A 21,873-nucleotide genomic window follows, 5' to 3' on the forward strand; every position below is an offset into this window, starting at 1 on the left:
AGTTTTTATCTGTTTTTTCAGGATTCCGCGGGTTCTACCGCCTGCCCCAGCGTGTGCATGAGCCGGTTGGCCCAGCCAAAAATGGCGCTGGCCAGCACAAGATCGAGCGCCTGCAACGCGGTAAAGCCCAGATCGCGCACATGGTTTATGTCAGCCTGGGTTGCCGCAACGGGCGTTTTGGAAAGGGCAACCGCGAAGTCGAACAGGCCCTGTGAATATTCATCGATTTCCGCTTTGGTGCCATCGGTAAGGATCGCATCCATCACCTCGGGCCGCCTTGTCAGTTCGATATAACGCGCGGCATGGACCGAGCCGCAGTAAATGCAGTGGTTCACCACCGATGTCGCCACCGCCGCAAGTTCACGCTCCGCGCGTGGCAGGCCGTCCTTGCCGTACATGATCTGGTTGAACAGCGGCGAGCGGTATTTCAGGCTCTCGGGGTCATGGGCCAGCGTGAGCGTATATTTCGAGATCTTGCGGTGCGAAGGGGTTTCCTGCAGCGCCTCGCGCTGGGCGGGGGTTGCCGTGTCATAGTCCACCGGGGTGATGTATGGCTCCCAGTCCAGCGTGTCGGTGGTAAAGCGGGTGACGGGCTTCATGCGAATGTCTCCTCGACCAGACGGACCCCTGCCAGCACGCGGGCCTGGAAATTGATGCACGCCACCAGTTCGGCCAGACTCACCACATCGCTGTCGGTCAGGCCCGCGCCCAGCAGGGCATCAATATGCGCGCGGCTGGCCCTGGCGGGCGTGAGTGTCACCGTATCGACATAGGACAGGATGGCCGCCCCGCGCGCATCCGCATCCGCCGCACCATCCGCAATGGCCGCAACGTCCGGGGTGGCATCCAGGGTGGCCAGCAGGGGGGCGTAGATCGTGGCCAGTTCCGCACAGCCATTGGCCCGCGCAATGCGGATGGCAATGGCGCAGCGCAGGGCATGGGGCAGGTTGCCGCACGCCGCAGGCATGACGACGGCCTGCCCGCTGGCATCGCATAACTGCATGATCTTCGCGCGGTCGGCCAGCGCTGCCTTCATCTCGCCTGAGCGCGATTGCGCCGATAGGGAACTGAATGTCGAGAACGGGTTGGGCATTACGGTCCACTTTCTGGTGGGCCGGTTCGTGCGGAACCGGCAGTGGGGTCGGGGCTGCACGCTACCATGCACTTACTGCATCGCAATATACCAAATACCCGTATGATGCATTTTATTCTCAAGGCCCATGATGCGGATTTTACGGCGCAATACGGATATCGCGCACGGTTCATGGCGAACAGCGCAAGGCGTTTGCCGCCGTCATGTTTCACTGCCCTGCCCGCCTGCGGCATGGCGGCATCTATGGCCTTGCGCAGGGCGATATGCCACCATGCAGGTGACAATCGTAAACGACGAGCCGGAAAAGAGACCCCATGCCCACTCCTGCCCCGACCAGTCTGGCCGAGCTGTTTCTTGCGGTAAGGCAGCGCAGAACCGATCCCCTCGCCAGCGTGCATGAAGCCCTGACCCCGCGCACCCTGGCCGATGCCTATGCGGTGCAGGACGCGGTGGGCCTGCATCTCGGGCCGGTACGGGGGTGGAAAGTGGGGGCCGAAACCCCGCAGTCCGAGCCATTTGCCGCCCCCATCCATGCCGCCACGATCTTTGAGGATGGCGAGACCGTGCCCGCCTATGTCTGCCGCCACCTGGGCGTGGAGGCTGAAATTGGCTACCGCTTTGCCAAGGCCCTGCCCCCGCGCGCGGCGGAATGGACGGCAGACGAGGTGATGGACGCCATCGGCACGATTCACCCCATGATCGAGATTGTCGATACCCGCTTTGAAAAACCCGGCTCACAGCACAAACTGCTCCACACCGCCGACCACCAGAGCCATGGCGCGCTGATCGTAGGCCCCGGCCGTGCGGACTGGCGCGGCATCACCCCCACGGACGAGCCGGTCAGCCTCACCATAAACGGGCGCACGGTCGTCGAGCACATAGGCGGCAACAGCGCGGGCGACCCGCTGCGCCTGCTGGTATGGCTGGCCAACCATGCCGCCCGCCGCGGGCTGGGCATCGAGCCGGGCTGCCTAGTTACGACCGGCTCGACAACCGGCACGATGTTCGTAGTGCATGACACCGATGTGCGCGCAAGCTTTCCCTCAATCGGCACGGTGCGTGCCCATCTGGCCTGACCTTGCGGGAGACATGACCGTGAAGCCCGAAATCCTATTGCTTGAACCCATGATGGACACCATCGAGAAACAGCTCGAGGCAGCCTATGTGGTGCACCGCCCGGACCCCGCAGGCGTGCCTGCGGATGTGGCGGGGCGCATCCGCGGCATTGCCACCGGGGGCGGCACGGGCGTGCCCCGCCCGTTGATGGACAGCCTGCCGGAACTGGAAATCATCGCCATCAACGGCATCGGCACCGATGCGGTCGATCTGCTTGAAGCCCGCAGGCGCGGCATCCGCGTCACCACCACGCCGGGCGTACTGACCGATGACGTGGCGGACATGGCCATGGGCCTGCTGCTGGCGCTGCTGCGCGGCCTGCCTGAATCCGACCGCTACGTGCGCGCGGGCGCATGGGGCCACGCCCCGGCACCCGCGCTGGGGCACCGGGTATCGGGCCGCCGCATGGGCATTTTCGGCATGGGGCATGTGGGGCAGGCCATAGCCGTCCGCGCCCGGGCCTTTGGCATGGCCATTGCCTATACCGACCACCAGGACAAGAACCTGCCGGGCTGCGCGTTCGTGCCGGATCTGCTCACGCTTGCGCGGGGAGTGGATACCCTGGTTGTGGCGGCATCGGGCGGCGCGGGGTCGCGCAATATGGTCAATGCGGCCGTGCTTGCAGCCCTTGGGCCGGCGGGCGTGCTGATCAATATCGCGCGGGGGTCGATCGTGGATGAGGCAGCCCTTGTGGCAGCCCTGACAGCAGGCACGCTGGGTGGTGCCGGGCTGGATGTCTTCGCGCATGAACCCGACGTGCCCGAGGCCCTGCGCGCCTCGCCCCGCACCGTGCTGCAACCTCACCGCGCCAGCGCCACGGTGGAAACCCGGCTGGCCATGGGCGAACTGGTTCTGGCCAATCTTGCCGCCCATTTCGCGGGCAGGCCACTGCCTACGCCCGTGGCGTGACAGGCCGCGCCTGCACCCGGTGCAAACGGCCCTGCTCATGTGCGCAAGTGAAAGCATAACCGCAACGGGCAGGAGCGCCATATTGCTGGCTGCCAGCGCCTGCCCGCTCAGCCGAGCTGTCCATCACGCAGCGCGGCTACGAGTTCCAGCGCATGTCGGCGCCGGGCGTGATCATAAACCGGCAGGGCCACCAGCAGTTCATCCGGCTGGTGCCGGGCCATGAAATCATGCAGCCGGGGTGCAACCGCCTGGGGCGAGCCGGTAAAGGTATAGGCAAGCGTCTGGTCCATCATGGCCTGCTCGGCAGGAAGCCATGCAGGGTGCTCGACCGGCGGCGGAAAGGCGATGGGCCGCCCGCGCCGTAGCGCCATGAAATACTGTTGCAGCGAGGTGGCGAGATGCCGCGCCTCCTCCGTGTCATCGGCCAGCACCATGTTCACGCCCAGCATGACATGCGGCGCCGGGCAGCGTGCGGATGGCTCGAAGCGGGCACGGTAGAGGGCAATCGCCTGCTCCATGTATGCGGGTGCGAAATGGGAGGCAAAGGCGTAGGGCAGGCCAAGGCGGGCCGCCAGCGCGGCAGAAAACAGCGATGAACCCAGCAGCCATACCGGCACGCGCAGCCCGGCACCGGGAATGGCGCGTACGAGATGGGTATCATCCGCCGTGCTCGGCTCGAAATAATGCAGCAGTTCAACCACATCATCCGCAAACCGTTCAGCGGCATGCGGGTCGCGCCGCAGGGCGCGGGCGGTCTGCTGGTCGGAACCGGGCGCACGGCCAAGACCAAGGTCAATGCGACCGGGAAAAAGCGTTTCAAGCGTGCCGAACTGCTCGGCCACCACCAGCGGCGCATGGTTGGGCAGCATGATGCCCCCCGCCCCCACGCGGATGTGGCGCGTGGCCGCCGCCACCTGCCCGATCAGGATGGATGTCGCAGCCGAGGCGATGCCCGGCATGGCGTGGTGTTCCGCCAGCCAGTACCGCGCAAAGCCCAGCCCATCGGCCAGGCGGGCAAGGTCAAGCGTATTGCGAAAGGCATCCGCCGCATCGGCGCCACGCGTGATCAGGGACAGGTCAAGAACGGAAAACGCACGCACGCAACAGGCCTCCATGCCGTATCATTATCCCTGATATGGGGGGAACCAGCCCTGAAAACACCCCCGCAACGCAGGTCCGGCGGGCGGAACCATCCATAAGGGGCCACGTTGGGTCAGCAGGCATTTTGCGGAGTACATCCCATGCTGACTCTTCTCATCATCGCACTCCTCATCTTCGCCATTGGCGGGGGTGGGTATGGCTATCGCTCCGGCTGGTACGGCGGCCCCCGAAGTACGGGGTTCAACGGGCTGGGGCTGTTGCCCATCATCATCCTGGTCGTGGCACTGTTCCTGCTGTTCCACACGCCCGGCACGACCCCCATGCCCTGAGCGCTGGCACGGGCGGGGCGTGCGGTGCGGCATGCCCCGCCCGTGTCACGGCAGGAGCTGGAAGAAGCATTATGACAGGTGCCCCCCATCGCGGGGTGGCCGTCCGGCCCACAGGGCGGCCAGCGCCGAGCCCGATATGTTGTGCCATACCGAAAAGACAGCACCGGGCAGTGCCGCCAGTGGCGAGAAATAGACCCGCCCCAGTGTTGCGGCCAGACCCGAGTTCTGCATGCCCACCTCAAGCGCCAGCGTGCGGCAGACGGATTCATCAAACCCCAGCAGCCTGCCCCCCCAGTAGCCGCCTGCAAGCCCGATGGCATTATGCAGTATCACGCCCAGCAACACGAGCGGGCCGACACTGGCCAGGGCAGGCCGCACGCCCGCCACGATACTGCCGATGATGATCATGATCGACACCATGGCCACCAGTGGCAACGCGGGGGAGACGCGGCGGATGAGGCGCGGGCACAGCATATTGACCCCGACACCCCCGCACACCGGCAGGGCCACCATCTCCATGATGCTGCAAAACAGGCCCCAGCTATCCACGCTCACGCCCGCCGAGACATAAAGCCGGGTCAGCAGCGGGGTGGCGATGATGCCCACCAGCGTGGACAGCGTGCTGATACTGACCGAAAGCGCCACATCGCCGCGCGAGAGGTAGATCATGACATTCGACGCCGTGCCGCTTGAAACACAGCCCACCAGCACCATGCCCGTGGCAATCATGGGCGGCATGCGCAGCATGTGCGCAATACCCCATGCCGCAAGCGGCATGACAAGGTAATGCAGCCCCACCCCCGCCAGCACCGGCGCGGGCCTGCGCGCGATCCGCCCGAAATCAGCGGGCGTGAGGGTGACCCCCATGGTGAACATGATAAAGGCCAGTAGCGGGGTAATGGCCGGGGTCACATGCATGAAGGGGCCGGGCGCCAGCACCGCTGCGAGCGAAACCAGCACCGCCCATACGGGGAAAAGCCTCGTCAGCATGCGCAGCCCCCGCCTGTCCATCCTGCCCTGACATCCATCGCCATCATCACCCTGCCCCATGCCACCTGGCCAAGGGCGTGTGCATAGCGGGCCGCCCTGCGTGTGAACAGCCCGTATTGCACCTGCCCTGATAACGGCATCGCCACCGCGCATTGCCCGAGGGGATTGGCCGGGGGGATTGGCCGGGGGGATTGGCCGCATGCAACCCTTTGCCCCACAGGTGGTTGAAACAGGGGCATGCCCCGGGGGATGCCATCAATACGCCGCAATACTGCCCCGTCATGCTGTCCGCCCATCATCCCGCTGGAGACCTGCGTGCCTGATACCATCTACCGTAATGCGCTGTTTTTCGATGGCACGGGCGCCAGCCCCACCAGAACCGACATTGCCGTATCAGCAGGCAGGATCTCCGCCATAGGCCATATGCTCGTGGCGGACAGCCACACGACCGAGATCGCGTGCGACGGCATGTGGCTCATGCCGGGGCTGCTCGACATCCACACCCATCTCGACCTCGAGCTTGAACTCGACCCCGCCCTGCCCGAGGTCGTGCGCCACGGCACCACCACGGTCGTGATAGGCAACTGCTCGATTGGCGTCACCTACGGCAACCAGCGCCGCGCGGGCGAAGACCCGATCGTGGACTGCTTCGCCCGCGTGGAGAACATGCCCAAGGCCGTGCTCTCCACGGTGGCCGATGCGTGTGACTGGACGGATTCACAAAGCTATCTCGACCACTTTTCCAGCCTGAATCTTGGCCCCAACGTGGTGCCGCTCATTCCGCATTCCATGCTGCGCATCGAGGTGATGGGCCTGCGTGATTCCATCTCGCGCCGCCCGACACGGCGCGAGCGCGCGCGCATGGAGCGCCTGGTCGATGCGGGCATGGCGCAGGGTTATGCCGGTTTTTCAACCGATGCCCTGCCCTTTCATTTCCTGGCCAACGACCCGCACAAGAAGCGCAAGATCCCCACGCAATATGCCAGCTTTCGCGAGCTGCGGCAGTTGACCGGGGTGGTGCGCCGCTACGGGCGCGTGTGGCAGGCAACGCCGCCCAAGGATGACATTGTCGATGCCGTGCGCAGTTTCCTGCTCACCAGCGGGCGGCTGTTCGGTCGCCCGCTCAAGACCACGGTGCTGGCCGCGATCGACCTGCAGACCAACCGCGCCGCCGTCTCGATGTGCCTCATGCTCTCGGCCATGCTCAATTCCCGGCTGCTTGGCGGGATGTTCCGCTTTCAGGTGCTGGCCGCCTCGTTCAGGATCTGGAGTGATGGGGCAATCAACCCCATTGCCGATGAAATACCGCAACTGCGCGCCCTGAACGAACTTGAGCTTGATGACCGCGCGGGGCGTGCGCGCATTCTCAACGACCCGGAATGGATCGCGGGCTTTCGCGAGATGTGGCTCAAGGGCAAGTCAGGCTGGACACCCGACCGCCTGCGCCGCCTGCTGCGCCAGGAAGAAACGGTGCTCACCCGCAGCCTGGCCGACATGAAAGTGGCCGAATGCCCGCTGGCCAACTGGCAGGGCGAGAGCCTGCTTGCCCCCTATGAGCGCCTGCTGCGCTGGCAGCACACCAAGGGCCGGCAGGGCGCTGCCAGTGCCGCGGAGGCCGCGTTCTTCGCCACCTTCCCCGACCCCGTGCGCGATGATGCCACCTTCCTCCTGCACCTGCTGCGCCAGTGGGATACCGACCTGCGATGGGAGACAACCTTTGCCAACCGCGACCCGGCAAGGCTGAAGAAACTGCTGTTCAATCCCCAGACCCTGCCCGGCTTCAACGATAGCGGGGCGCATCTGGCCAATATCGCCTTTTATGATGGCAACCTGCGCTTTCTCAAGATCGCGCAGCCCGACGGGCCGGAAAAGGTGGCGCTCGCCATCCATCGCCTGACCGGCCTGCCGGCTGATTTCTTCAACCTCAACGCAGGCAGGCTGCGGGTGGGTGCGCAGGCCGACCTGTGCGTGATCGACCCCGAGGCCCTGCGGCGGTGGAACCCGGAGGAAACCTATGAATTCGTCCACCGCTCCGAATTCGGCTGCCGCCAGGTCATCAACCGCCCCACCGGCGTGGTGCGCCATGTCATGATCGCAGGCCAGCACGTCTGGACCGATGGCCGCTATGCGCCGGGCTTTGGCACCACGCGCCATGGCCGGGTCATGCGCGCCAGTGACCACCCGCTTGAGCACCAGCAGGCCTGCGCCATGGCAGGGCGCATGGCCAGTGACGGCGCGGCCATCACGTAATCTTCACCCGCGGGCGGGCGTTTTGCGCAACTTTTTGATAGATACCCGGCCCGGCCCGTCATGCTATCCCGCCACATCTGTTATGGCTGGAGAAAGCACGTACCCTTGGCATATCGGCCGCAAACCCGATGCATGGCATCCCTCTGCATGGCAATGGTGGCCGCTGTCGTGCCGGTCATGGCCGTGCATGCCCAGAGCGTGCCCGTGGTCAGGCTGGATGGCATCACCATCCGGCCCTACGCCACAGACCAGCTTGATACGGGCGGCTTTGTCTCGGCCGGGCCCGCCCACCCCGGCACCGGCGCGCGCGGGGCACGGCTGCGCAATGGCGTGCGTGTCAATATCCATGACCAGGTGGAAATTGGCGCGATATGGGATTTCGGGCCAGCCCCCAACGGCCCGATGCGGCTGTTCGAGGGGCAGGTCTCCTATACGGGGCTGAAGCATTTCGTCTTTACCGCCGGTATCTTCAAACCCAGCTTCGGCCTTGAATCGATGCAGGCGCAGGGCGATACGGTGTTTGTCGAGCGCTCGAGCATTTCCACCATTACCCGCAACCTTGCCACCGGCATCGAACGCCAGGCCGTGCAGGCGGAAGCCTATGGCAGGCGCTACCATTTTGCCCTCTCCGCCACAGCAGGCACCGCAGGCCCCGGCGAGGACGGCAACCAGCGCGCCATGGCCTTCCGCCTCGTGGGGCTGCCGGTGCGCAGCCATGACGTGGTGGTGCATGCCGGCATTTCGGGGGAATGGGTGTTCCGCCCTGCCGCCATGACGCATGCCAGCCCGGCCATTGCGCTATCCGACAACCCGGAACTCAACCCCGGCACGGTCTCGAAATACCTCAATACCGGCCGCCTGGCCGCGACATCCGCCGGGGCTTTTGGCGCGGAGGCCGCCGTGGCGTGGAAGCGGCTGCTGTTCCAGGGCGAAGGCTATGACATCATGCTCGACACCAGCCCCGCTACTGGCAGCCAGAGCCTGAACTTTCATGGCTGGTATGGCATGCTGGGCTATACGATCAACGGCACGCCGCGCCAGTGGAAAGGGCGCAGCGCAGCCTTTTCCTCCCCCACATGCGCGCGGGGGCAGGATGTCCTGTGCAACGGCTATGGCGTGCTGGAGGTCGCGGCCCGCTATTCCGAGGTCAGTCTTGACTCCGCCACCGTGCATGGCGGCCACCAGCAGACCGGCGCGCTGGCCCTGAACTGGTGGCCCACCGCCATCATCCGCACCACCGTGCAGTATGAATACGGGCAGGAGAACGCCGGCAGGGTGCCGGAGCATTTTCATGCCATCATGTCGCTTTTCCAGATCAAATTCTGAGCGGTAGCGGGCCGCGTTCATGCTGGATCTGGGGTTTTGTAACTTTTTGTTGCCAAACGCTCGCCACATTTACCGGGGCACACTGTCCGGGTCGATGCATCGGCGATAACAGGCACATATAAAAGAGGAAGACTGACCATGATGATCCGCTCCACTTCCATTCTCGCGACTGTCGCCGCAATTGCGCTGGCCACCCCGGCCTTCGCGCAGGGCCACCCCGATTACTGCAAGAGCGTGTCCAAGGAGCCCTCGGGCGAATGGAAAATCAATTCCGACACCACCGTCACGGTGGGCGGCGCGCGCGTGGACCTCAAGCCCCAGTCGGTCTATCGCGGGGAAATCAAGATAAACGAGCAGGACGTGCATAACGAGTTTGAGAAAAGCTGCGGAAAGTAACTCCCCCGACAGGGCCGGCATAGCCCGTCCGGCCCTGTCTGCCATGAGGTACGCTCCGGACGGCCTGCCGTGGAGAGAACCTGTCATCGTGCAGGGACGTTTACCCGATCCCTGTATAAACCAGGTTATTCCAGACAGTATCCAGCCATGATCCGCCACCGGGAGAACACACCTCATGGAACCATCCCCACCCCGCCAGCCGGTGCTGTTCCTGCCGCATGGCGGTGGTCCCTGCTTTTTCATGGACTGGCCCGATACGTGGGACCGCATGGCGGCCCATCTGCGCGGCATCGCCGCCACCCTGCCCTGCAGGCCCGATGGCATCGTGGTCATGTCCGGCCACTGGGAGACCGGGGTGCCGATGGTCACCACGTCAGCGCATCCATCGCTGATCTATGATTATTACGGCTTTCCGCCCCATACCTACCACCTGCAATACCCTGCCCCCGGCGCGCCCGCGCTGGCAGCCGGGGTGCTCGACCTGCTGGCCCAGGCCGGCATGCCCGGCGAGGCCGATGCCGGGCGCGGGCTTGACCACGGGGTGTTCATTCCCTTCATGCTGGCCTTTGCGCAGGCGGATGTTCCCATCGTGGAACTCTCGCTGCCACGCGACCTCAATGCCGCGCATACCCTGCACATGGGGGCGGCCCTGCAGCCGCTGCGGGCGCGCAACATCCTGATCGTGGGCACCGGCATGACCTACCATAACGTGCGCCACCTGATGGGGCGCGATCCCCAGTCCGATGCGCCGTCGCGTGCGTTCGATGCGTGGCTGGCACGCGCGGTGGAATCGCCGCCTTCCATCCGCGCCGAGGCCCTGACCCACTGGGCGCAGGCACCCGGCGCGCGCATCTGCCACCCCACGCCAGAGCACCTGCTGCCCCTGGTCTTTGCCGCAGGGGCCGCGGGAAATGACCTTGGCAGGCGGGATTACAGTGATACGATCATGGGCAAGGCACTGTCCGGCTTCCGCTTTGGCTGAGGGCATGCCGCCCCTTTCGCCTGCAAGGACAGGATGCCCATGACCGTGAAGTTTCCCGTATGCCTGCTTGCGGCACTGGCCACGGCCCTGCCGCTTGCCCCGCTTGCCGCCGCAACCCCTGCGGCCGATGTGCGCCCCGGCCAGTACAGGGTCGAGCCGGGGCACACGCAGGTGACGTTCTCGCTGCTGCACATGGGTTTTACGCCCTATGCGGGCCTGTTTGCAGGGGCTTCGGGCACGTTGCGGCTCGACCCTGCCCTTCCCGCCGCATCACGCCTGAACGTGACCGTGCCGATTGACAGCATCACCACCACCAGTTCCGTGCTGACCACCGAACTCAGGGGGCCGGACTGGTTCGATGCCGCCCGCTACCCCACCGCCACCTTTGTCTCGAGCCGCGTGGTGCCGGTAGGAGCCGACCATGCCAGCGTGACCGGCGACCTGACGCTGCATGGCGTCACCCGCCCCGTGGTGTTGCAGGTGCAGTATGTGGGCGCGGGCATCAACCCGATCGACAAGGCCTATACCGTCGGCTTCCAGGCCACCACCACCATCCAGCGCAGCGCATTCGGCATGAAGACCTACCTGCCCATGGTGGGCGACGAGGTTAGCCTGTCCATTGCTGGCGCGTTTGAAAAACAGGACTGATCACGCCCCTGCCCGCCCGCCGAGGCCGTGCAGGAAGAACTGCCACGTTTCATCAACATAGGTCGCGCGCATGGCGGCATCGGGCAGCGGGTTGCGCCCGAGCAGGCGCTGCTGTATCGCCCAGCCGGTCATGAGGCCGGTGAGCAGGCGGGCCGTTTTTTCATTGTCATGGCCGGGCGGGATCTGCCCCGCCGCCCCCGCCATGCGCAGCAGCCTGATGATGCGCTGGTGAAAGGGCGTGGCGATCTCGTCCATCGCGTGCTCGATCAGCGCGGGATAGCGGTAGCCATCGGCTATCATCATGCGATAGGTCGCGATCACGTTCTCCTGCATGATGAAGTCGAGCAGCATGCGGCATACCGCATGCAGGGCCTGAAGCGGATCACGCAGCGAAACCTGCGTGTCGTGCTCCAGAAGGCGGGCGCATAAATGGGTAATGACCGCCTTGAACAGCGCCTCCTTGGAGGCATAGCGGTGGTAGAGTGTCTGCTTGCTTGCCCCCGCCGCGCGCGCGATCTGCCCCATCGAGGTACCCGCATAGCCATGGGCGATGAACAGGCCGCCCGCCACCTCAAGCAGGTAGCGGTCAAGCTGGGCTGAATCCGCGGGCGTGGGGCGGCCTGAGCGGCGCGGTCGGGTCATGACGTTCGGCATCGTTGCTCTCCCCGGTCTGGCGGTGGTCAGGGCGCGGGCCCCGCGCTTATGTGGCTTGACCGGGGCATCTTGTCCATCCTAACAAAACCGTACCGACCCGTTCCATAAATGGTGGCGCATGCCTGATACCCCCCCGACCGACCCGACCCCCGCAGGCCAGCCTGCCACGCCCCAAAAACCGGCAAACCCGCGCAGGGCCGCCCTGCGCAGGATGGTGCTGGCCGGTATTGGTGGCCTGGCACTCATCGCCTTTGCCGCATGGCTGGTGCATTGGTGGATGCACGGGCGCTTTATCGAGTCCACCAATGATGCCTACCTGCAGGCGGATCAGGTCACGGTTTCCACCCGTGTGGCGGGGTTTGTGGATGAGGTGCTGGTGGCGGAGAACCAGAAGGTGAGCAAGGGCCAGGTCCTGCTGCGCCTTGATGAGCGCGACCCGCGCGCGCGCTTCGAGCAGGCCCGCGCGCTGGCCGATCAGGGCCAGGCCGCCATTACCCAGACCAAGGCGCAGATCGATGCGCAGGATGCCCAGATCGCGCAGGCGCAGGCCCGCGTGCAGGCGGCACAGGCGCAGGCCGATTTTGCCGACCGCGAGGTGGCCCGCTACCGCGCCCTTGCCGCAACCGGCGCCGAAACCAGCGAGCATTACGACCAGTTGCGCAACAGCAGCGCGCAGGCCCATGCCCAGCTTGCCCAGGCCACGGCCGGCCTGCAATCGGCCCAGCGCCAGCTTGCCACCTACAGCGCCGAGATCCTGCAGGCGCAGGCCCGCATCGAGCAGGCCATTGCCCAGCAGCGCACTGCCCAGGTCGATCTTGACGCCACCACCATCCGCGCCGCCATTGATGGCCGCGTGGGCGACAAGACCGCCCGCGTGGGGCAGTACGCCACCGTGGGCACGCGCATGATGACCATCGTGCCGGTGCAGGACCTCTATCTCGTGGCCAATTTCAAGGAAACGCAGATCCGCCGCATGCGGCCCGGCCAGCCGGTTGAAGTGTCGGTCGATGCGCTGGGCGGCACCAAGATCAAGGGCACGGTCGAGAGTTTCGCACCGGGCACCGGCGCGCAGTTCGCGCTGCTGCCGCCTGATAACGCCACCGGCAACTTCACCAAGGTGGTGCAGCGCGTGCCGGTGCGCATCCGCATCCAGCCCGAAGGCAGCGAACGCGCGGTGCTGGTGCCCGGCCTGTCGGTTACGGCCGCAGTTGACACGCTGGTCGAACCCGCGGCGGATGGCGGCCCATGACCGCCGCCCCCGCTGAAGAACAGGCCCCGCCCGAAAAGGCGGATGCCGCCGCCTGGCTGGCAGTTGCGGCAGGCACCATCGGCGCGCTCATGGCAACGCTTGACACCTCCATCGTCAACTCAGCCCTGCCCACCATCCAGGGCGAGATCGGGGCCAGCAGCAGCGAGGGCACCTGGGTCACCACCGCCTATCTGGTGGCCGAGATTGTCATGATCCCGCTGGCGGGCTGGTTCGAGCGCATTTTCAAGCTGCGCAACTTCCTGCTCATCGCCGCCGTGCTGTTCACCATCTTTTCCATGTGGTGCGGGCTGTCGCCCAACCTTTTGCACATGATCATCGGCCGCGTGGGCCAGGGCTTTACCGGGGGGGCGATGATCCCCACCGCCATGACCATCGTGGCCACCCGCCTGCCGCCCGCCCAGCGCCCGGTGGGCATTGCGCTGTTTGGCATGACCGCCGTGCTCGGCCCCGTGATCGGGCCGGTGATCGGCGGCTGGCTGACCGAGAACCTGAGCTGGCATTATGCCTTCTTCCTCAACCTGCCCATCAGCATCGGGCTGGGGGTGCTGCTGTTCGTGGGGCTGCCTGCGGGCAGGATCGACTGGGGCGCGTTTCGCGAGACGGATTATTACGGGCTGGCGGGCCTGATCATGGGGCTGGGCGGCCTGACCGTGGTGCTGGAGGAAGGGCAGCGCGAACGCTGGTTTGAATCCGACATGATCCGGGAACTCAGCGTCATGTGCGCGATTGGCATGGTGCTGCTGGTCATTGGCCAGTTCCGCTCGCCCCGGCCGGTCATTCACCTTAAAATACTGCTGCAAAAAAGCTTTTTTGGCGTCTTCATTCTCAGCCTGGGCGTGGGCGGGGCGCTTTATGGCATCCTGTATCTCATCCCGCAGTTCCTTGCCGCCGTGCCGGACTACAATTCCGAGCAGTCGGGCATGGTCGCGGCCATCAGCGGCGTGCCCACGCTGCTCATGCTGGCGGTATTCCCCATCCTGGTGCGCAAGCTCGACATCCGCTTTGCCATCGGCTTTGGCATGTTCCTTTATGTGGTCAGTTGCTTCATGAATGCCCATCTCTCGCCCGACAGCGCGGGCGAGCACTTCTTCTGGTCACAGATCGTGCGCGGGTTTGCGCAGTTCTTCTCGCTCCTGTTCCTCAACCAGGCCGCGACCAGCGCCGTGCCCATACAGTATGCCGAGGATGCATCGGGCCTGTTCAACGCCGCGCGCAACCTTGGCGGCTCGTTCGGGCTGGCGGCGGTGGCCACCCTGCATGACCGCAGGCTGGACCTGCACACCGCCCGGCTGGAGGAAACGGTCACCGCCAACTCCCTGGCCGGGCAGGACTTCGTGCAGCATTTTGGCCTTGCCCGCCTGAGCGCGCTCATTACCCGGCAGGCCACGGTCATGACCTATAGCGACCTGTTCTGGATATTCGGCATCGCCCTGCTGGCCATGCTGCCGCTGGTCATGCTCATCAAACCCCTCCCCAAAGATGCCGGCATGACGGTGGGATGACAGATATGACGCGCCTTTTCCCCTCCCTGTGCCGCACGCCGCGCCGCCTTGTACTGGGTGTTGCAGCGGGCCTCCCCCTTGCCGCCTGCTCGGTCGGGCCGGACTACAAGGGCCCGCCCCATGTTGCCCCCGTGGCGGAACATGCACGGGCCTTCAACCGGGCTGACCCCACGCGCACCCCGGCGCAGGAGCCGCTGGCCCAGTGGTGGACCGGACTCAATGACCCGCTCCTGAACACGCTCATCACCACTGCGCTGCAGAACAGCCCGGACGTGAAGCAGGCCGCAGCCCGCCTGCACACCGCGCGCGCCACCCAGCGCGAGCGCTTTGCGGGCTTCTTCCCCGGTGGTGGGGCAGCGGCCTTCTGGGACCGCACGCGCATCCCCACGGGCGATATCACCTCCGTGCTGGGCGGTAGCGGGGCCGAGCAGGCCATGACGCTGCCACCGGCCATCAAGTCCGATTCCTACGGCGCGGGTTTCGATGCCAGTTGGGAAATCGACCCCTTTGGCGGCAACCGGCGCGGCTATGAGGGCGCGCGCGCCCAGAGCGAGGCGCAACTGGCCCAGCTGGCCGATACAAGGCTGCGCCTCGTGGCCGATGTGGCGCGCAACTATGTCAGCCTGCGTGACGTGCAGAACCGCCTGGCACTGATGGAGCGTACGATCACGATCGAACGCCAGATGCTCGACCTGACCCGCCAGCGCCGCGCACAGGGCACCGTATCGCAGGAGGACGTGGCCCGCTTTGCAGGCCAGCTTGCACAGGTGGAAGGCGCCATTGCCCCGATGAAGGCCCAGCAGGCCAGCTATATGGATGCGCTCGCAACCCTCGTGGGCCGCGAGCCCGGCCAGCTTGACGCCATGCTCGCCCGCCCCGCCCCGGTGCCCGTGCCGCCTGCGGTCGTGCCCGTGGGCAATCCTGCCGACATGATCCGCAGGCGGCCCGACATCCGCGTGGCCGAACGCGATATTGCCGCCAATAACGCCCAGATCGGTCAGGCTATTGGCCAGTATTTCCCTAAAGTCAGCCTGTTTGGCACGGTGGGCTTTACCGGGGCGAACGGGCAGCGGTTCTTCTCGGGCGACAGTTTCTCCTACATGGGCGGCCCGACGCTGGAATGGAGCATCCTGAACTTTGCCCGCACCAATTCACGTGTGGGGCAGGCCAAGGGCGGGCGTGACGCGGCCCTTGCGCATTACCAGAACGTGGTGCTCGCCGCCCTGCAGGATGCGGAAGGCAGCCTGTCACGCTTTGGCCACCAGCGCGAATACGTGCTCAAGCTCGATGAGGCCCGCGCCGCTTCCGACCAGTCATGGACCTTGGCCCAGCAGCGCCAGCGCGCGGGCACGCTCTCGGTCATTGACGCGCTCGATGTCGAACGCCAGCGCATCCAGATCGAACAGCAGCAGGCACAGGCGCGTGCCAGCATGACCACCGATTACATCGCCGTGCAGAAGGCACTCGGCCTGGGCTGGCAATCCGCTCCCGCGCCGCAGCCCACAACCGGGCCCAAACCGGCGCATTGAGGCGACACGCCCTGCCAGTGCGCATGAGCCCTACCTGCCGCCTGCCGCGCCGCAGAGACCGAACGCCTGCCATGAAGGTGATGTGCCGGCCGGCGCCTGATGGCATGCCACCCGGTCCAGGCATCCGGGCAGGGCGTAACCGGATCGTTACAATTTGCAATGCAACTCCGCCCCGAAAGCGAGGCGGGGATCTTGCCATCTTGCCTGATCTGAATTCATAACGGCATGCGATAGTATCAGGCAGGAGACCGGGCTTTGCGATTGAAACACACGCGGGCCTATGCAGGCATGTTCCTCTCGGCAGTGCTGTGCTGCACCTCTGCCCCGCCCGTATGGGCCGCAACCCCTGCAGCACCTGCCCCGGTCGCAGCATCCACGCCCATCGGGACCGGCACCGCCGATTCCATCATGGTGGGCGACCTTGAGCGACGCACCTTCCAGTGGTTCTGGGATGCGGGCGACCCGCGCACCGGCCTCATACCCGACCGCTACCCCTCGCCCCAGACCCTGAGCAGCGTGGCATCCGTGGGCTTTGGGCTGACGGCCTACGGTATCGGGGCCGAGCGCGGCTATATCACGCGCGCGCAGGCGGTGCAGCGCACGCTCGCCACCCTGCGCTACCTGATGCAGAGCCCGCAGAATGACAGCCCGGACAAGGCCACTGGCTATCATGGCTTTTATTACCACTTCCTCGACCGCACGACCGGCCTGCGCTTCAACCGTGATATCGAACTCTCCAGCATCGACACGTCGCTGCTCATGCAGGGCGTGCTGTTTGCGCAGGCCTATTACACCGGCAATACGGCCCCCGAGCGCGAAATCCGCGCCCTGGCCGACAAGCTGTACCAGCGCGTGGACTGGCAGTGGATGCGCAGGCCCGATAACCGGCTGAGCATGGGCTGGAGCCCCGAGCACCAGTTCATCCCCAATTACTGGGAAGGCTACAGCGAGGGGATGATGGCCTACATCCTTGGCCTCGGCGCCCCCACCCACGGGCTGGAACCCGCCTCGTGGCAGGCTTGGCTTGCCACCAACAACCAGCGCTGGGGTGATTATTACGGCCAGACCTTTCTCAACTTCGCCCCGCTTTTTGGCCACCAGTACACCCATGCCTGGATCGACTTTCGCGGGTTGCATGATGCCTGGGCGCGCGAGAAGCAGATCGACTACTTCGAGAACAGCCGCCGCGCGGTCTATGCCCAGCAGGCCTATGCCATTGCCAACCCCGGCAAATGGCAGGGCTACAGCGCCACGACGTGGGGCCTGACAGCGTGCGATGGCCCCGGTGACGCCACGCAGCAGATCGATGGGCAGCCGCGGCATTTCCTGGCCTATTCCGCCCGTGGCGCGGGGCGCGACTATACGCAGGATGACGGCACCATCGCCCCCACCGCCGCAGCCGGTTCCATAGCCTTTGCGCCCGAGATCGTGCTGCCCACCCTGCGCGACATGAAGGCGCGCTATGGCCAGCAGATTTATGGCCGGTACGGCTTTGTCGATGCGTTCAACCCCAGCTTTCATGATGGAAAAACGTTCTGGACCGACCACGAATATCTGGGCATCGACCAGGGCCCGATCCTGCTCATGATTGAAAACTGGCGCAGCGGGCTGGTGTGGAACGTGATGAAGCGCAGCCCCTATATCCGCACAGGACTTGAACGCGCGGGCTTTGAGGGCGGCTGGCTGCCTGCGGCCCCCGTTACGGCAACCGCCCCGCAGCCCGCCACACCGCCTGCGGCGATGGACGGCGCGCATGCCAGTGCCGTGTTGCCTGCGGCGCCCCATCCCTCGTAAAAGCGGGTTTGTGATAACGCCGCCTTTTTGAAAAAAGGCGTCACCCGGAACCTGTTGCCAGGGATCACGGCGCCGCGTCGATCGGCACCACGTCGATCAGCTTCTTGTTGACGAATTCCTGAATGCCGAGCGAGGAGAGTTCGCGCCCGAACCCCGAGCGCTTGACCCCGCCAAAAGGCAGGTCGCATGTGGTCCATGTGGGGTGGTTGATATAGACCATGCCGGTCTCGATCTGCTCGGCCACCCGCACGCCGCGCGCGGTATCGCGGGTAAAGACCGAGCCGCCCAGCCCGTACGGGTTGTCATTGGCAAGCTGTATCGCTTCCTCATCATCGTGCACGCGGAAGAACATGGCCACGGGGCCGAACAGTTCCTGGTGGAAAACCGGGTTCTCGGGGGTTACGCCGGTCAGGATGGTGGTCTGCACGAACGCGCCGGTCTCGGGTGGGGCCTCGCCCACGCGGATGGCGATCGCACCGTGCTTGACCGCAAGGGCGACCTGATCGTTCAACTGGTCCGCTGCCGCCTGCGATGACAGGGGCGGCACGCCGGTTTTCTCGTCCATCGGGTCACCGGGCACGAGTCTGGCCAGCGCGGTCTCGAACCGGTCGAGGAACTCATCGGCAATCGCATCTGCCACGATGATGCGCTTGGAGGCGACACAGCACTGCCCGCCATTGTTCATGCGCCCCCACACTGCCCATTTGACCGCTTTTTCCATGTCGGCATCATCAAGCACGATAAAGGCATCACTGCCGCCAAGCTCCATGGTGGTTTTTTTCAGCGCCTTGCCCGCCTGAGCGGCCACAATGGCCCCTGCCCCCTCGCTGCCGGTCAGCGCCACGCCAATCACCCGGTCATCGGCAATGATCTCGCCCAACTGGTCGCGGGTGGCGTAAAGGTTGGTGTACAGCCCTTCCGGCGCGCCTGCATCACGGAAGAGCTGCTCGAAGGCCGCCGCCGATTGCGGCACGTTGGAGGCATGCTTGACCACCACCACGTTGCCCGCCATGAACTGCGGGCCGACCACGCGGGCAAGCTGGTAGTACGGGAAGTTCCACGGCTCGATGGCGAACACGATGCCCAGCGGCTGGCTGATCAGCATGGCGTTATCGCCCCGGCCACTTTTTTCGGTCAGTTTCTGGGGGGCGAGGAATTCCTCGGCATGATCGGCGTAGTATTGCAAGATATCGGCCGAGAGTTCGACTTCCGCCAGGCTCTCGCGGTACAGTTTGCCCATCTCGAGTGTCAGCAGGCGGGCGTAATGGTCGTTGTTCTGGCGCAGTAGCTGGGCCGCGCGCCCCACAATGGCCGCCCGTGCGCTGAAGGGCTGTTTTGACCACTGCCGGTAAGTGGCCTGGGCGCAATCAAGCTTCTGCGCCAGTTCCGCGTCTGTCAGGTCAGGGAATGTGGCTAGGGTCTCGTTGGTAAACGGATTGACGGTCCTGTAGGCCATTGCTCTGCCTCCGTACGAAATGATGCAGGCTTTCGTGCAGGAGCGACCCGATGACCGATCATGGGGCATGGACAGGCCCCTGCATGCTGCCTGTTCTGGCCCAACGGCAGGCAGCTACGCGGGTTGCCTGCCATATGCAGTCAGCAAGACAATAAGCGCTTCCGGCTGCCGCCTGTTTTCGGGAAGGCGGCATGATCTGAAGTTCAATGATCTGAAGTTCTGGGAGCGGCCCCTCTTCAGGCCGGCACCTTCTTCTCCACCGGCGCAGGCACGCGGATCAGGTAGTCAAAAGCTGACAGCGCGGCCTTCGCACCTTCGCCAATGGCAATGACGATCTGCTTGTAGGGCGTGGTGGTGGCATCGCCTGCGGCAAACACGCCAGGCACCGAGGTCGCGCCATGGTCATTGACCACGATCTCGCCAAATGCGTTGCGCTCCACCGTGTCCTTCAGCCAGTCCGTATTGGGCAGCAGGCCGATCTGCACGAACACGCCTTCCAGGTCGACATGATGGTCCGCCCCGTCGCCCCCGCGATAGGTCAGGCCGGTCACGTTGCGGCCATTGCCCTCGATGCGGGTGGTCAGCGCCTCGGTCAGCACGGTCACGTTGGGCAGGGTGGCCAGCTTGTCACACAGCACCTTGTCCGCCTTGAGGCGCGAGCCACGTTGCAGCAGCGTCACATGCGCCACGATACCGGCAAGGTCGATGGCCGCCTCCACCCCGCTATTGCCGCCACCTGCCACCGCCACGCGCTTGCCCTTGTAGAAGGGGCCATCGCAATGCGGGCAGTAGGCCACGCCCTTGTTGCGGTATTCCTCCTCGCCCGGCACGCCAAGGTGGCGCCAGTGCGCGCCAGTCGCCACGATCACGGTGCGGGCATGCAGGATCGCGCCACTTTCCAGCGCCACGCCATGCAGCCCGCCGGGGTGCGCTGCGGGGAAGAGTTCGGTCGCCACCTCACCCGGTATCACATCGACATCATAGGCGCGGACATGGGCTTCGAGTGCCGCCGAGAGCCTGGGGCCGGTTGTCTCGGGCACGGAGATGAAGTTCTCGATGCCCTCGGTATCCATCATCTGGCCGCCAAAGCGCTCGGCCACAAGCCCGGTGCGCACACCCTTGCGCGCCGCGTAGATTGCCGCCGAGGCCCCGGCCGGCCCACTGCCGATGATCAGCACGTCAAAGGGTGCGATATCCTTCAGTTTGGCCGCGGCACGTTTCGGTGCATCCGCATCGAGCTTTGCGAGAAGCTGCCCCGCATCGGCGCGGCCGGTCTCGAACAGCTTGCCGTTGAGGTAGACCTGCGGCACCGACATGATGTTGCGGGCCGTCACCTCATCGGGAAACAGCGCGCCGTCGATCGTCACGTTGCGGATGTTGGGGTTGATGACACTCATGGCGTTGAGCGCCTGCACCACGTCGGGGCAGTTCTGGCATGACAGCGCCACGTAGGTCTCGAAACTGTATTCCCCCGGCAGGGCGCGGATCTGGGCCACCATGTCATCGGAGAATTTGGGCGCATGCCCGCCCACCTGCAGCATGGCGAGCACGAAGGAGGTGAATTCGTGGCCCATGGGGATGGCGGCAAAGCTGACGCCCCCCGTCTTGGCGCCTGCCTGCTTGATGACGAAGGAGGGCCTGCGGGTAGCCTCGCCCTGCTCGCTGACCTGCACCCTGTCGGAAAGGGCGGCGACCTCGTGCAACAGTTCATGCATCTCGCGCGAGGGCGGGGTGTCATCCAGCGAGGCTTCGAGCACGATGGGGTGCGCGAGGCTGGCGAGGTAACCCTTGAGCTGCGTCTTGATGGCATCTTGCAACATGGCACGTCTCTCCACTTTTTCAGGCAGGGTGTGCGGGGGTTCCGGCCCGGCCCCTGCATGTTGCAGGAACCGGGCCGGAGGCATGGTCAGATCTTGCCCACGAGGTCGAGCGAGGGGGTCAGCGTGGCGCTGCCTTCCTTCCATTTCGCCGGGCAGACTTCACCGGGGTGGGAGGCGACATACTGCGCCGCCTCGATCTTGGAGAGGAGTTCGGCGGCGCTGCGGCCCACGCTGCCTGCCGTGATCTCGATGTACTGGATCTTGCCCTCGGGATCGAGCAGGAACGCACCACGGTCGGCCACGCCCGCTTCCTCGATATACACATCAAAATTACGTGCGATGTGGCCTGTCGGGTCGCCGAGCATGACGTACTTGATCTTGCTGATGGCGGGCGACGTGTCATGCCACGCCTTGTGGGTGAAATGCTTGTCGGTCGAGACCGAGTAGATTTCCACGCCCAGCTTCTGGAAGGCGGCGTAATTATCCGCGAGGTCTTCGAGTTCCGTCGGGCAGACAAAAGTGAAATCCGCCGGATAGAAGAAAAAGACGGACCATTTGCCCTTCACGTCGGCATCGCTCACCTTGATGAACTGGCCGTTATGGAAAGCGTCGGTTGTAAACGGTTTCAGCGAGTCATTGATGCGTGCCATTGGACTGCTCCTTGGTTTCGCGTGTCAGTTGTCGACGGGGTCTTATCCCACGTACACG

Annotated in this window: 20 protein-coding genes; 12 read left to right on the plus strand and 8 right to left on the minus strand. The window is 65.1% G+C overall.

The window, feature by feature from the left end; genetic code table 11:
- Positions 1–17: 17 nt before the first annotated feature.
- Positions 18–599: a peroxidase-related enzyme gene (locus HNW77_RS01685; RefSeq protein WP_172154761.1), complete on the minus strand. Its 582-nt coding sequence runs from the start codon at positions 597–599 to the stop codon at positions 18–20.
- Positions 596–1,093, minus strand: a complete 498-nt coding sequence (locus tag HNW77_RS01690; RefSeq protein ID WP_172154763.1) for a hypothetical protein — start codon at positions 1,091–1,093, stop codon at positions 596–598. Before HNW77_RS01690 ends, HNW77_RS01685 begins: the two co-directional genes overlap by 4 nt.
- Before the next feature lie 314 nt (positions 1,094–1,407).
- On the opposite strand from HNW77_RS01690, the gene HNW77_RS01695 reads away from it, so the two are divergent.
- Positions 1,408–2,169 carry a 2-keto-4-pentenoate hydratase gene (locus HNW77_RS01695; RefSeq protein ID WP_172154775.1) on the plus strand — a complete coding sequence of 254 codons (762 nt, stop codon included), beginning with the start codon at positions 1,408–1,410 and terminating at the stop codon, positions 2,167–2,169.
- Positions 2,170–2,188: 19 nt separating this feature from the next.
- The gene (locus HNW77_RS01700; protein ID WP_172154777.1) at positions 2,189–3,118 is read left to right on the plus strand and encodes an NAD(P)-dependent oxidoreductase; all 930 of its coding nucleotides are present in this window, start codon (positions 2,189–2,191) and stop codon (positions 3,116–3,118) included.
- Positions 3,119–3,225: 107 nt separating this feature from the next.
- Here HNW77_RS01700 and HNW77_RS01705 read toward each other — a convergent pair whose 3' ends face one another.
- A complete protein-coding gene (locus tag HNW77_RS01705; RefSeq protein ID WP_172154779.1) occupies positions 3,226–4,218 on the minus strand; it encodes an MsnO8 family LLM class oxidoreductase in 993 nt (330 codons plus the stop codon).
- Between the two features lie 141 nt (positions 4,219–4,359).
- On the opposite strand from HNW77_RS01705, the gene HNW77_RS01710 reads away from it, so the two are divergent.
- Complete coding sequence (locus tag HNW77_RS01710; protein WP_172154781.1) at positions 4,360–4,548, plus strand: hypothetical protein; 189 nt, start codon at positions 4,360–4,362, stop codon at positions 4,546–4,548.
- Between the two features lie 69 nt (positions 4,549–4,617).
- On the opposite strand, the gene panS is transcribed toward HNW77_RS01710, so the two are convergent.
- Complete coding sequence (panS, locus tag HNW77_RS01715) at positions 4,618–5,538, minus strand: ketopantoate/pantoate/pantothenate transporter PanS (protein WP_172154783.1); 921 nt, start codon at positions 5,536–5,538, stop codon at positions 4,618–4,620.
- A gap of 315 nt (positions 5,539–5,853) precedes the next feature.
- Between panS and HNW77_RS01720 the strand changes: the two genes are divergently transcribed.
- From HNW77_RS01720 to HNW77_RS01740, 5 genes are all read left to right on the plus strand, one after another.
- Positions 5,854–7,788 carry an N-acyl-D-glutamate deacylase gene (locus tag HNW77_RS01720; protein ID WP_172154785.1) on the plus strand — a complete coding sequence of 645 codons (1,935 nt, stop codon included), beginning with the start codon at positions 5,854–5,856 and terminating at the stop codon, positions 7,786–7,788.
- Positions 7,789–7,935: 147 nt separating this feature from the next.
- Positions 7,936–9,114, plus strand: coding sequence for an OprO/OprP family phosphate-selective porin (locus HNW77_RS01725; protein ID WP_408886745.1), 1,179 nt, complete (start codon positions 7,936–7,938; stop codon positions 9,112–9,114).
- Positions 9,115–9,252: 138 nt separating this feature from the next.
- A complete protein-coding gene (locus tag HNW77_RS01730) occupies positions 9,253–9,510 on the plus strand; it encodes a hypothetical protein (protein WP_241694227.1) in 258 nt (85 codons plus the stop codon).
- A 175-nt stretch (positions 9,511–9,685) separates the two neighbouring features.
- Entirely contained in the window at positions 9,686–10,492 is an 807-nt protein-coding gene (locus HNW77_RS01735) for a DODA-type extradiol aromatic ring-opening family dioxygenase (protein WP_172154787.1), read from the plus strand.
- A 39-nt stretch (positions 10,493–10,531) separates the two neighbouring features.
- Positions 10,532–11,140 carry a YceI family protein gene (locus HNW77_RS01740; RefSeq protein ID WP_172154789.1) on the plus strand — a complete coding sequence of 203 codons (609 nt, stop codon included), beginning with the start codon at positions 10,532–10,534 and terminating at the stop codon, positions 11,138–11,140.
- Here HNW77_RS01740 and HNW77_RS01745 read toward each other — a convergent pair whose 3' ends face one another.
- On the minus strand, positions 11,141–11,782 hold the full coding sequence (locus HNW77_RS01745; RefSeq protein ID WP_241694228.1) for a TetR/AcrR family transcriptional regulator: 642 nt from the start codon (positions 11,780–11,782) through the stop codon (positions 11,141–11,143). It abuts the gene before it with no gap.
- Positions 11,783–11,912: 130 nt separating this feature from the next.
- On the opposite strand from HNW77_RS01745, the gene HNW77_RS01750 reads away from it, so the two are divergent.
- The 4 genes from HNW77_RS01750 to HNW77_RS01765 all read left to right on the plus strand — a co-directional run bounded on the left by HNW77_RS01750 (position 11,913) and on the right by HNW77_RS01765 (position 17,889).
- Positions 11,913–13,043 (plus strand): HlyD family secretion protein, encoded by a 1,131-nt coding sequence (locus tag HNW77_RS01750; protein WP_172154793.1) that lies wholly within the window; start codon positions 11,913–11,915, stop codon positions 13,041–13,043.
- A complete protein-coding gene (locus HNW77_RS01755) occupies positions 13,040–14,566 on the plus strand; it encodes an MDR family MFS transporter (RefSeq protein WP_172154795.1) in 1,527 nt (508 codons plus the stop codon). Before HNW77_RS01750 ends, HNW77_RS01755 begins: the two co-directional genes overlap by 4 nt.
- A 5-nt stretch (positions 14,567–14,571) precedes the next feature.
- The gene (locus tag HNW77_RS01760) at positions 14,572–16,095 is read left to right on the plus strand and encodes an efflux transporter outer membrane subunit (protein WP_241694229.1); all 1,524 of its coding nucleotides are present in this window, start codon (positions 14,572–14,574) and stop codon (positions 16,093–16,095) included.
- Positions 16,096–16,383: 288 nt separating this feature from the next.
- Complete coding sequence (locus HNW77_RS01765) at positions 16,384–17,889, plus strand: glucoamylase family protein (protein WP_172154846.1); 1,506 nt, start codon at positions 16,384–16,386, stop codon at positions 17,887–17,889.
- Positions 17,890–17,953: 64 nt separating this feature from the next.
- On the opposite strand, the gene HNW77_RS01770 is transcribed toward HNW77_RS01765, so the two are convergent.
- The 3 genes from HNW77_RS01770 to ahpC all read right to left on the minus strand — a co-directional run bounded on the left by HNW77_RS01770 (position 17,954) and on the right by ahpC (position 21,815).
- Complete coding sequence (locus tag HNW77_RS01770) at positions 17,954–19,345, minus strand: NAD-dependent succinate-semialdehyde dehydrogenase (protein WP_172154799.1); 1,392 nt, start codon at positions 19,343–19,345, stop codon at positions 17,954–17,956.
- A gap of 236 nt (positions 19,346–19,581) precedes the next feature.
- The gene (ahpF, locus tag HNW77_RS01775; protein WP_172154801.1) at positions 19,582–21,165 is read right to left on the minus strand and encodes an alkyl hydroperoxide reductase subunit F; all 1,584 of its coding nucleotides are present in this window, start codon (positions 21,163–21,165) and stop codon (positions 19,582–19,584) included.
- Between the two features lie 86 nt (positions 21,166–21,251).
- Complete coding sequence (gene ahpC / locus HNW77_RS01780; RefSeq protein ID WP_172154803.1) at positions 21,252–21,815, minus strand: alkyl hydroperoxide reductase subunit C; 564 nt, start codon at positions 21,813–21,815, stop codon at positions 21,252–21,254.
- Positions 21,816–21,873: the final 58 nt, after the last annotated feature.

Origin of the sequence: Komagataeibacter melomenusus, assembly GCF_013155395.1 — a bacterium.
Lineage (GTDB): Bacteria > Pseudomonadota > Alphaproteobacteria > Acetobacterales > Acetobacteraceae > Komagataeibacter > Komagataeibacter melomenusus.